This window comes from Streptomyces sp. NPDC017993 (assembly GCF_044328065.1).
Classification (GTDB): domain Bacteria; phylum Actinomycetota; class Actinomycetes; order Streptomycetales; family Streptomycetaceae; genus Streptomyces.
In genome coordinates this window covers 40,547-50,978 of sequence record NZ_JBIRGO010000033.1, presented here as the reverse complement: position 1 = coordinate 50,978, position 10,432 = coordinate 40,547, and the positions used below count along the sequence as shown (strand labels likewise).

Genomic DNA, 10,432 nt, shown 5'->3' with positions numbered 1-10,432 from the left:
CCCGCTACGACAAACGAGCCCACCACTACAAAGCCCTGGTCACCCTCGCCTGCCTCCGACTGTGGCTCCCATGACTTTGCGGACACGCCCTAGGGCGGCAGTCCCTTCCCCGGTGGCGCCCAGGGTGCAGCAGGCGCCCGGGGTGGTGCACCGCCTTGCGATACCTGACCACCCTCAGCTCCGCGACAGAATGACGACCATGAGCGCCCCCTTTGCCGGCTCCGGATCCACGGGGCCGGCCCCCACGTTCTGGCATCTGTTTCCCGCCCGCTCCAACCCCCTGGGCCCCGGGACGGACGACCACGCCGCGGCCTGGCTCGACGACCATCGGCTTGTCGACGACGCCCATGAGAGCACCCGGCTGAAGGCCGCCCGGGTGGGCAGAGGCGCGGGTTTCCTCTTCCCCGACGCCGGCCAAGAACTGTTGGACCTCGCCGCGGTCCTGTGCATCTGGCTCAGCGCTTTCGATGACCTCCACGTCGAAGCCCCCCAGGCCACAGCCGCCACACTGGCCCCCCACATCGCCTCCTTCACCCACGTCCTGGACACCCGCACCACGCCCTCGGCTTCCCCCTCCCCGCTCACCTCCGCGCTGGCCGACCTCACCCGGCGAATGCACGACCTGATGACCCCCGCTCAGGCCGCCCGCACCACCGCCCGGTTCCACCAGGCCCTTGCGGCCACGTACTGGGAGACCACCACCCACGGACGCATCGTCGGCCTCGCCGAGTACGAGGCCATGCGCCCCCATACCTTCTTCGGCCACATCCTCGCCACCCTCATCGAACCCTGCGCGGGCCTTGACTTGCCCGACCAAGTCCACCACTGTGAGCCGGTCCGTCACCTGATCCACGGCACGGCACGACTGTGGGGCTGGATCAACGACGTGTACTCCTTCCCCATGGAGCGCCAACGGCTCGGCACACCGCCCCAGACCCTGCCGCTCATCCTGACCCGCGAGCACGGCCTGTCCCTGCCCGAGGCGTTCGCCGAAGTGTGCCGCCTGTGCGACACGGAGGCTTCCACAGCCCACCGGCTGGTCACCGAACTGACTGCATCACCCGTCCCCCAGCTCCCCGACTACGCCAGGGCAATCAGCCATGCCATCGGCGGAACCCAGACCGTCTACCAGGTCAGCGACCGCTGGCGCACCCACCTCACAGGCACCTGATTCCCGGAGCCCCGATGCCATGCGCGTGTTGGCAGGGCCGACCGGCGCCGACGGAGGCAACGTTGTCCCTGCCGTCATCGGCAGCCGCCCGGGCGCCACAGGTCAAGTGGGCTGCACCGTGCCTTCACAGATCGCCTCGTGCTTGCGGTTGGGGGTGGCGTCCGCGTGAGGAGGCTCGGGGAGGGCCATGGCGTCGACAACGTCCGCCAGTCGTTCTGTGCGCTCGTACACGGCGCGTTGCTGCGCGGCGCCTGTGCCGTGTCTTCGCAGTCGTGCCAGCCAGCGTCGCACGGTCTCGAAGTCGCCGGCCTTTCGCAGATGCCCCTGGACGTGTCCCATCAGGGCCTCGGTCAGTTGCCAGGCCGGGACGTTTCTGTGCGGGCCGGGTAACGGCAGGGTCAGCGCTTGGCCTGACATGCCGTCATGGGCCGCGCGCCAGGTCGCTGCGCGAAGGACGGTGTCCTCCACCGGCAGGGCCGGTCTTCCCTTGCGCAGGTCGGTCAGTGCGGCGGCTACCAGGGCGCGCACCAGCAGCGCGTAGGCGACGGTGTCCTCGATGCCCAGCTGCACATCGGCAACTCTGACCTCGACGGTGGGCACATGCCGCGAGGGGCGGACGGACCAGTACAACATGGCCGGATCCACCGCCGCGCCGCTGTCCACCAGTGCCGCCACAACTTCCTCGTAGTGGTCCACCGAGCGCAGGTACGGCGGCGGAGTGGCGGTCGGCCACCGGTCCCACAGCATCGTCCGCCAACTGGCGTGCCCGGTGTCGCGGCCGCCACAGAAAGGGGAGTTCGCGGTCATCGCCAGCAGTAACGGCATCCACGGCCGCAGGTGATTTACCACCTGCACGGCCTCCTGAAGATCCGGCACGCCCACGTGGACGTGGCAGGCGTTGGTGCACTGCTGGTCCACAAGCAGCCCGAAGCGGGCAGCGATCGCGTGATCACGCGGCTTGTCGAGGATCGGCGGCGGTCCAGGCTCGCCCAGCAGGACCGTTCCCGAGGCCACCAGCAGACAGCCGGCCTCCCGCGCGGCGCTGGCCGCACACAGGCGCAGCCGCCTCACCTCCGCACGGAGCTCATACGCGTCCGAGCACACACCGGTGACGGTCTCCAGCTGCGCCAGCGACATCTCACCCACCACATGCCCTTCACCTGCCAGGCGGCCGGCCGCCTCCACCACCGCATCGGCCACGAGCACAGCCTTGCGTGTCACCGGGTCCGCCAGGGCGAACTCCTCCTCCACCCCCACCGTCAGCTTTCCTTGCCCCGCCCGGACCCCCGCTCTCGTTGCGTAGGAATTCCGCACGCCGCCTCCAGCCTCTGCAAACCCGCATGACGACAAAACGGCTCCCACCGTAAGGCCGAGAACGATTCGGGCGACATAAATGGCGCATTCCCGACCTCACCCGGCAGCCTCCGTCCCTCGAGTCCAACCACCTCTGTTCGGGCCCGACTCAGACTGGCGAGTGGGGGAGTGGAGGCTAGGGCCGTCTCTCAGGTCGGGCACTGAGTTACGTCGCGCTCCTGATCGAACGTCCCCCATAACCGGTCACGGCCGGGCTCGTTAACAGCGTATGAAGATCGCTATGCGTGTGATTGCCACTCTGGCCTTCATGGGGGCTGCGTTGTCGTTCGCGGGACCGGCTACTGCAGACTCGATCAGCCACAAGGGGGTGAGGGTCAACTTCTGGCAGGGAATCTCGCTTGCTGATGAAAGCGGAGATGTTCTTGAAGTCACCTCCGGCCATCTGTGACACCTTTTGACTCCTCCACCGCCCTGATACGAGCTGATCACAGCTCATGTCGGGGCGGGGTGCTGTAGCAAGATGGTGGACTCGAACTCGAACCACCCTTACCGCCCACCGATCACGCAGCGGCGAATCTCGCGGCAGATGTTCGCCAGCGGGCCGAGCACCAAGCCCGCGCCGCCGCAGCGGCCCGCAACACCTTCGCCTACGACCGCCCCGCGACTGCGGCGGGCCTTCCGCGGCGACGAAGGACGCGGCCTGTAAGACAGTTCACCCGAGGCCGCGGGCGCCGACGAGACCCGCAGCGTTATGCCACCCCGCGGCTCACCTCCGACTTTATGTTGATCTCGTGGTGGCCGCCTCCTTCGCCGTTCGTGCTGCCGGGCGAGGTGAACAGTGCGTCGGCCAGCAGCAAAGCCGCCTCGAACTCGTACGCGGAGCAAAGCCCGACGTGCACGGACTCGGGCAGCGTCGCGGCCAGCCCCTGTGTGCCCACGCGGGCAGGTTCACACAGACTGCCGCGGTTTTGCGGGCACGGATCAGCGCCTGGACGAGGGGGACCACCACCGCGCTCAGGTTAGGCGTCGGAGGCGCCACCGACCAGGTGACTGTGCAGCCCGCCGGCACTGACCACTACGCTGCCGCCGCCCTGCCGCCGCCGGGGCGGCGGCACCTTCGGCTCCACCCAGGACACGTCAGTCGACCCGTGCAGAGGGCTGGCAGGCGCCAGCGCACTGGCAGTGCTGCGCCGGGCGCAGGACGTCGCTACCGCTGCGGGTACCTCCGAGACGATGGCCCACAGATACGGGAGGCTGTCGACGTAGACCACCGGCGTGCCGGTGCGGGCGATCCGGTCGGCAGCCACGGGGTGGTTGATCACCAGAGCCACGGCCACCGGTGCACGGTTCCACATAGCCGGCGACGACCGCCGATGACCTGGGTGACGAGGGAGGCCGTGTTCGCTACCCCGTCCATCACCACATCACGGTCGTGGAGTTCGTCCAGGATCAGCCGCAGCTTTCCGATGCTCGTTCGAGCAAGCAGGTCGGCTGCGGCAGCCCCAGGGGTTTGATTACGGGTTCGCGGTGGTGGCGGGCTGCATGGCCGGGGAAGGGGGGATGGGTGCGCTTGGCTTTGCGGGCGTCAGGCGGTGGTTGAGGTGCCCGAGCGCCAGGAGAGTGAAGGTGTCGGCGAGGGCGGGGATGGTGAAGCCGAACGGGCGTGGCCCGATGGAGTCCGCAAGGCCGGCGATGGACCCGTCGGGGCGTTGGTGGGTGAGTAGGTAGGCGGCGCCCTGGGCTGCGGGGCCGGCTGCGGTGAGGTCGCTGTGTGCGCTGAGGGTGATGAGGGCGTAGGCGGTGCTGAGGGCGTCGCTGGTGGCATCGCGGTGCCGGCCCCAGCCGCCGTCGGGATTTTGAGAGTCCAGCACCAGGCGTGTGGCCCGTCGGGTGATCTGCTGGGCGGGGCTGCCGGGGGTGGCGTGGCTGGGGTGGCGCCGGGCGGCGAGGGTCGCACGGAAGATGGTGTGCAGGCGGCTGCTGCTCCAGTCCGGTGGGAAGGAGCCGTCCGCGTGCTGCTGGGAGGCTAGGTGGCCGAGCGCGTCCTGCACCGCCGTCTGCTGGTGGTGGCCCTGGGTGCTGAGAGCGTTGACGGCGGCAGCGGTCATGCTCGCCTCTGAGGGGGCGCCGGCCAGGTAGGTGGGGAAGCCGCCGTCGGGCCCGCGCAGGGCGTGCAGGGCGCCGATCGCCCGGTTGATCGCCGGCCGATGGGCTTCTGGGGCGGTGGTGTGGAGGACTTCGATGGCGACCGAGGTGCAGTCCACGTCGGCGAGTTGGGCGTGTTCGGTGTAGGACCAACCACCGCTGGGCTGCTGGAGGCGGAGCAGACGTCCGGCGATGGCCTCCAGGGCCGATGCGTGGGCACCGGTGGCGTCCAGGGCGAGGCCGGAGGTGGCGGTTACCCAGGTGTCCTCGTCGCAGATGAACGGCATCCCGCCGTCCGGACGTTGGTGTTCCAGTGCGGTGCGGATGCCGTCGGTGACCAGGGCGTGGTGGCCGGGCAGGGGGGCCAGGGCGTGCAGGACCGACAGGTGGATCAGGAGGTTTCCCTCCCACACGGTTCCCGGGCGCTGGGTGGAGCACAGCAGTTCCAGGTCGCGGGCGCCGATCAGATGGGGTTGGCGGTGGGCGTGGGCGAGAACGGCCTTGACCGCGGTGACCTGGACGCGCGCCCAGGTGTGCAGGCCGCGCAGGTCGAACGCGTCGGCGCCGGGGAGCGCGGTGTCGCAGGCGGCGCCGAGCAAGAGGAGGATCGCGTCCAGGAGGGCGCGTTTGCGTGCTCCGGTGAAGTCCGGTGCCTGGGCGAGGAAGTGTTCGACGTCCAGCAGATCGGCCGCAGCCGGCGGGCGCTCGAGGGCGGCCCTGGCCAGCAGCCGGTCCAGCGGTTGGGGGGAGTCGCGGTGCCCGGAGAGGTATACGGCCAGGCGGTCACGGGCAGCGGGTTGCTGGTGGGCGCGGTCCAGCAGGGCCAGCAGCAGGGCGGATTCCAGGACGCGGCTGTGACAGGGGTCGCGTACCGCGCCGTCCGAGTCGAGCCGGGATAAGAGGTGGGCGCGCAGTCGGGCGGTGGCGGATGCGAGGTCAGTGGGGAAAGCGGCCCGGGGCCAGCGGGGCTGGTCAGGGGTTATCCGGGAAAGTCTCATCGGCGTGTCACTCCGAGGGATGTCGTAGATCTCGGATGGAGCAGCTCTGGCGCTGTGTGGGTGTGTCAGGACCGTGACCCTGACGGCTGGTGTGCTGTGGACGGCTCGAGGGGAGCGAAGCGTCCGGTGGCGGCCAGCCAGTGCAGGGTGGCGGCCATGAACCTCTCCACCAGATCCACATAGCGGCGCAGTTCCTCCAACCGGTCCTGCTGCAGGCGGGTTTCAGCGCGCAATGCCGCTGCGGTGGTCCGGAAGGCCGCGCGGCGTTCCTCGATCATCGCGGCCGCCCGTCGCCGGGCCGTGCCCGTCGAGCAGCCGTCCTGCCGGGCGAGGACCGACACCAGGTTGTCCTGGCCGGCGGCCTCGTCGTCCGCGGCCGAGGCCAGGTCGTTCGCCCAGCCCGCGACGTCCGCTACCGCCCCGCGCAGATCCCTCAGCCGGGCATCCACGCGCGGATCCTCCACCAGCTGGGCACGACCTGTACGTTCCAGGATGTCCAGCATCGGTAGCAAAGTGATCGTGCGGCGCCGCAGATCGAGGTACTCCGCCAGCGGTAGCCGGGCCCCCGACCTGCGTAGGGCCACTTCCTGTTCGCAGGCGTTCAGGAAGTCCGTGTAATCAGTGGTGAAGCGACGTCGCCAGCGGGTGGGCATCCCCGCGGCCGTCTGCTCCCACAGCCTCCGCAACACCGCCGCGTGCGGGAGACCGGCAACCGACGGCACCGTCTCGGGCGCGAGTACCTGGCGCAGCGGCGCTGTGAACCGTTCCAGCTCACCCGGGACCGACCCCACGCCCCGCCGGTCGATCTGGTCATCCACCCAGCAGATGAACGCCGCCCACCGTGCCGTCAGCGCCACGTCCGCGACGCCGCCCTGCGGGAGAGCACAGTCGGCCAGCACGTTCAGCCGTGCCGCGACAAGGCGCTGCTCCTCGCGGGCATCCGTCACCAAGCCCACCTCCCGGGCCCACGGCAGCACCGCCTCTGGCCCGAGGAGCGGCGAGGATGATGAGATATCAGGCATACCTCGATCTTTCCAGACCACCCTCAGACGAGGCAGTGGATACGCAAGCGAAGTAGCTCTGATCGTTCACGCCCACTCCCCGAAGAGCGCCGCGAGGCCTGACTTTTAAGCCACTTCCACTCGTTTGGGTGCTGGTCGGCAGGCGTGTCGTTTCTGCACTGCCGGGGTGTTCAAGATGGTTCCACGCGGGTTGGGGCTGAGCGGTCGAGTGGTGCCGCGTCGTGGCATGGGGCGAGAGGCCGTGAAGGCTTTGCCCCCATGTCTATGGCGGATGGCCAGTCCCAGCAGGCGGCCCGGGGCAGAAGCTCTGGGCAGGGGCGAACGCAGGGACGTGACTGTGCACCTGACTCCGCATGAGCAAGAACGCTTGATGATGCATGTGGCGGCCGATGTCGCCGAGAAGCGGCGGGCTAGGGGGGTGCGGCTCAACTATCCCGAGACGATGGCGCTGTTGATCGTGCACGTCCTTGAGGGGGCCCGGGACGGTAGGACCGTTGCCGAGCTGATGTCTTCCGGGCGGAAGGTGCTTGTCCGGGAGGAGGTGATGGAGGGCGTCCCGGAGATGATCGAGAACGTGCAGGTGGAGGCCACATTCCCCGACGGTACGAAGCTGGTCACCATCCACAGCCCCTTCCCTGAAGTGGGCAAGGACGAAGAGCCGAACGTCTCCCCAGGCAAGGTGGACTTCTCCCCGCTGAAGGGCGACGAGGAGGTGACCTTCAACGACGGCCCCAGGCAACGGGACCGCATCACCAAACTGACGGTCGAAAACCCGACGGACCGACCCGTCCAGATCGGATCCCACTACCACTTCGCCGAGGCCAACGACGGGCTGAAGTTCCCCCGCAAGATGGCGTGGGGCAAGCGCCTGAACATCCCCGCCGGCAGCTCCGTACGGTTCGAGCCTGGCATCACTGAAGAAGTCGAGCTCGTACCCATCGAGGGCGACCGCCTGGTCCACGGTCTGCGCGGCAAGATCAAGGGTCTGCCCGAGAAGGTCAATGGTTCGCTGGACAACACCACGGGTTCGTTTGCCAAGGAGCGGGTGTGACTGCAATGGCTGAGTGCCCCAACTGCTCCTGCTGTCCCGAAGAGAAAACGCCTTTCGACCCTCTGCTACGGGCCGACTACGCCGACCGGTTCGGCCCGACGACCCGCGACTGCATCCGTCTTGCCGACACCGCTCTGCGCATCAAGATCGAGGATGACTGGTCGGGCGGCCCCGGCCGTAGCGGCAACGAAATGGTGTTCGGCGGCGGCAAGGTCATCCGTGAGTCGATGGGGCAGTCCGTCGTGCCGCGCGACCCCGGCAAAGGCAAGGCGGATGCGTCAGCCGGCCGTACCGCCTTTGTTCCCCCGGACACTGTCATCACCGGGGTTGTCGTCCTGGACCACTGGGGCATCGTCAAGGCCGATATCGCCCTCCGCGACGGCAACATCGTCGCGCTCGGCAAGGCGTACAACCCCGAGACGATGAACCCGCTGCACGACGGCGGGGTCGCCCACAACGGTATCGGCCCGAAGCCCACCGACTTCGTCATCGGCCCCGACACCGAAGTCATCGCGGGCAAGGACAGGATCCTTACCGCCGGCGGGATCGACACGCACGTCCACTTCATCTGCCCCGACCAGATCGATGAGGCGCTGGCTGCGGGTGTCACCACGCTCATCGGCGGCGGCACCGGACCTGCGGAGGGAAGCACCGCCACCACCGTGACGCCCGGATCCTGGCACATCAACCGGACTTTTGAGGCGCTGGACGCCTTCCCGGTCAACATCGGCCTGCTCGGCAAGGGCGCCACCATGTCCACGGAGTCCATGCTCGACCAGGTGGATGCCGGCGTCATCGGGTTCAAGGTTCACGAGGACTGGGGTGCCACCCCCGCCGTCATCGACAAGTGCCTGCAGGTGTGTCAGAAAACCGGCGTCCAGCTCGCGCTCCATGCCGACTCGCTGAACGAGGCCGGCTTCGTTCAGGACACCCTCGACGCCATCAAAAAGCGTTCTATCCACGTCTTCCACGTGGAGGGCGCAGGTGGCGGCCACGCCCCCGACATGATCAAGATGGTGAGCGAGCCGAATGTGCTGCCCGCCTCCACCAACCCCACCCGGCCACTGACCGTCAACACGGTCAAGGAGCACTTCGACATGGTGATGGTCTGCCATCACCTCAACCCTGCCGTCCCCGAGGACCTGGCCTTCGCGGACTCCCGGATCCGGCCCTCCACGATGGCCGCCGAGGACATCCTCCACGACCTCGGCGCCATCTCCATCATGTCCTCCGACGCCCAGGCCATGGGCCGCATCGGCGAGATGATCATGCGTACCTGGCAGACCGCGCACGTGATGAAGGTACGCCGCGGCTTCCTGGAAGAAGACCAGCCGGCGGACAAGCCGGAGAACAAGCCAAAGGGCAACAAGCCCAAGGGCCAGACGCCGGTGGACACGACGCCGGCGCCTGAACCACCGCTGGCCGACAATCGGCGTGCCCGCCGCTACGTTGCGAAGTACACCATCAACCCCGCCCTCGCCCAGGGCATCGACGCCGTCGTCGGGTCGGTGGAGACCGGCAAGCTGGCCGACCTGGTGCTGTGGGAGCCGAAATTCTTCGGGGTCAAGCCGCACATGGTCATCAAGGGCGGACAGATCGCCTACGCGCAGGTGGGCGATGCCAACGCCTCCATTCCCACGCCACAGCCCGTCCTGCCACGCCCCATGTGGGGGGCCACCGGCCTGGCTCCTGGCGCCATCTCCTACAACTTCGTCACCGAGCGGGCCATCAAGAAGAACCTGTCCAAGGGCCGCACCCTGAACAAGCGCTTCAAGGCCATCAAGGACACACGTGGCGTCTTCAAGGAACACATGAAGGAGAACAACGCCACCCCCGACGTTCGCATCGACGCCGACACCTACGAGGTCATCATCGGCGGAGCGAAGGTGACCGATGTGACGACCTTTGTCGAAGGCCAGATCGTCGACCGTGCCTACGTCTCCGAGCTTCCCATGGCCCAGAGGTACTTCCTCTTCTGACCCGCCAAGGGCGCACCCGCCGGTGACGCAGAAGACGAACCGCGAACGACAATGAAGGAAAGGGGCCTGCGCTCGATGAACCGCGCCGCGCTGTTCGTCCTGGCCGACGGCCGATTCCCCGCCGGAGGGCACGCGCACTCCGGCGGAGCCGAACCGGCCGTCGCCGCGGGCCGCATCAAGGATGCGGAGACGCTGGAAGACTTCTGCCGGGGGCGGCTGCACACCGCGGGCCTGGTCGCGGCGGCACTGGCCGCCGCGGCCGCCGCGGGGCACGATCCGCTTCAGCTGGACGAGGCCGCCGACGCCCGCACCCCCGTACGGGCCCTACGGGCCACCGCCCGCAAACTCGGACGGCAGATGATGCGCGCCGCCCGCGTCACCTGGCCGTCAGCCGAACTGGACTACCTGGCCGCCGCCAGGCCGCAGGGCGCGCACCAGCCTGTGGTGCTGGGCCTGGCCGCCCGGTCAGCCGGACTCGCACCACTGGACGCCGCCTGTGCCGCGGCGTACGAAACCGTCAGCGGACCGGCCACGGCAACGGTCCGGCTACTGAGCCTGGACCCCTTCGACGCCACCGCTGTCCTCGCCCGCCTGGCCCCAGAACTCGACCAGATCGCCGCCGCAGCCACCGACGCTGCCGCACGCCTCCCTAAAGAGGGGATCGGCGCACTGCCCGCCGCTTCCGCGCCGCTGCTGGACATCACCGCCCAGCAGCACGCCGCCTGGCCGGTACGCCTGTTCGCCTCCTGACC

Annotated in this window: 10 protein-coding genes; 5 read left to right on the top strand and 5 right to left on the bottom strand. The window is 68.7% G+C overall.

Features of this window, described 5'->3' with window-relative positions; genetic code table 11:
• Positions 1-199: 199 nt before the first annotated feature.
• Entirely contained in the window at positions 200-1,171 is a 972-nt protein-coding gene (locus ACH4FH_RS36300; RefSeq protein ID WP_398560240.1) for a terpene synthase, read from the top strand.
• A gap of 102 nt (positions 1,172-1,273) precedes the next feature.
• Here ACH4FH_RS36300 and ACH4FH_RS36295 read toward each other — a convergent pair whose 3' ends face one another.
• Positions 1,274-2,428: a glutamate--cysteine ligase gene (locus ACH4FH_RS36295; protein ID WP_398560239.1), complete on the bottom strand. Its 1,155-nt coding sequence runs from the start codon at positions 2,426-2,428 to the stop codon at positions 1,274-1,276.
• 337 nt (positions 2,429-2,765) lie between these two features.
• On the opposite strand from ACH4FH_RS36295, the gene ACH4FH_RS36290 reads away from it, so the two are divergent.
• The gene (locus tag ACH4FH_RS36290; RefSeq protein ID WP_398560238.1) at positions 2,766-2,933 is read left to right on the top strand and encodes a hypothetical protein; all 168 of its coding nucleotides are present in this window, start codon (positions 2,766-2,768) and stop codon (positions 2,931-2,933) included.
• Between the two features lie 301 nt (positions 2,934-3,234).
• Here ACH4FH_RS36290 and ACH4FH_RS36285 read toward each other — a convergent pair whose 3' ends face one another.
• The 4 genes from ACH4FH_RS36285 to ACH4FH_RS36270 all read right to left on the bottom strand — a co-directional run bounded on the left by ACH4FH_RS36285 (position 3,235) and on the right by ACH4FH_RS36270 (position 6,575).
• Positions 3,235-3,423, bottom strand: a complete 189-nt coding sequence (locus ACH4FH_RS36285; RefSeq protein ID WP_398560237.1) for a hypothetical protein — start codon at positions 3,421-3,423, stop codon at positions 3,235-3,237.
• Between the two features lie 81 nt (positions 3,424-3,504).
• The gene (locus ACH4FH_RS36280; protein ID WP_398560236.1) at positions 3,505-3,822 is read right to left on the bottom strand and encodes a hypothetical protein; all 318 of its coding nucleotides are present in this window, start codon (positions 3,820-3,822) and stop codon (positions 3,505-3,507) included.
• 177 nt (positions 3,823-3,999) lie between these two features.
• Positions 4,000-5,628: a prenyltransferase/squalene oxidase repeat-containing protein gene (locus ACH4FH_RS36275; RefSeq protein ID WP_398560235.1), complete on the bottom strand. Its 1,629-nt coding sequence runs from the start codon at positions 5,626-5,628 to the stop codon at positions 4,000-4,002.
• A 65-nt stretch (positions 5,629-5,693) separates the two neighbouring features.
• Complete coding sequence (locus tag ACH4FH_RS36270) at positions 5,694-6,575, bottom strand: terpene synthase family protein (RefSeq protein ID WP_398560234.1); 882 nt, start codon at positions 6,573-6,575, stop codon at positions 5,694-5,696.
• Positions 6,576-6,987: 412 nt separating this feature from the next.
• Here ACH4FH_RS36270 and ACH4FH_RS36265 point away from each other — a divergent pair, with 412 nt between their 5' ends.
• From ACH4FH_RS36265 to ACH4FH_RS36255, 3 genes are all read left to right on the top strand, one after another.
• The gene (locus tag ACH4FH_RS36265; protein WP_398560244.1) at positions 6,988-7,701 is read left to right on the top strand and encodes an urease subunit gamma; all 714 of its coding nucleotides are present in this window, start codon (positions 6,988-6,990) and stop codon (positions 7,699-7,701) included.
• A gap of 5 nt (positions 7,702-7,706) precedes the next feature.
• Positions 7,707-9,680, top strand: coding sequence for an urease subunit alpha (locus ACH4FH_RS36260; protein ID WP_398560243.1), 1,974 nt, complete (start codon positions 7,707-7,709; stop codon positions 9,678-9,680).
• Between the two features lie 75 nt (positions 9,681-9,755).
• A complete protein-coding gene (locus ACH4FH_RS36255; protein WP_398560233.1) occupies positions 9,756-10,430 on the top strand; it encodes an urease accessory protein UreF in 675 nt (224 codons plus the stop codon).
• Positions 10,431-10,432: the final 2 nt, after the last annotated feature.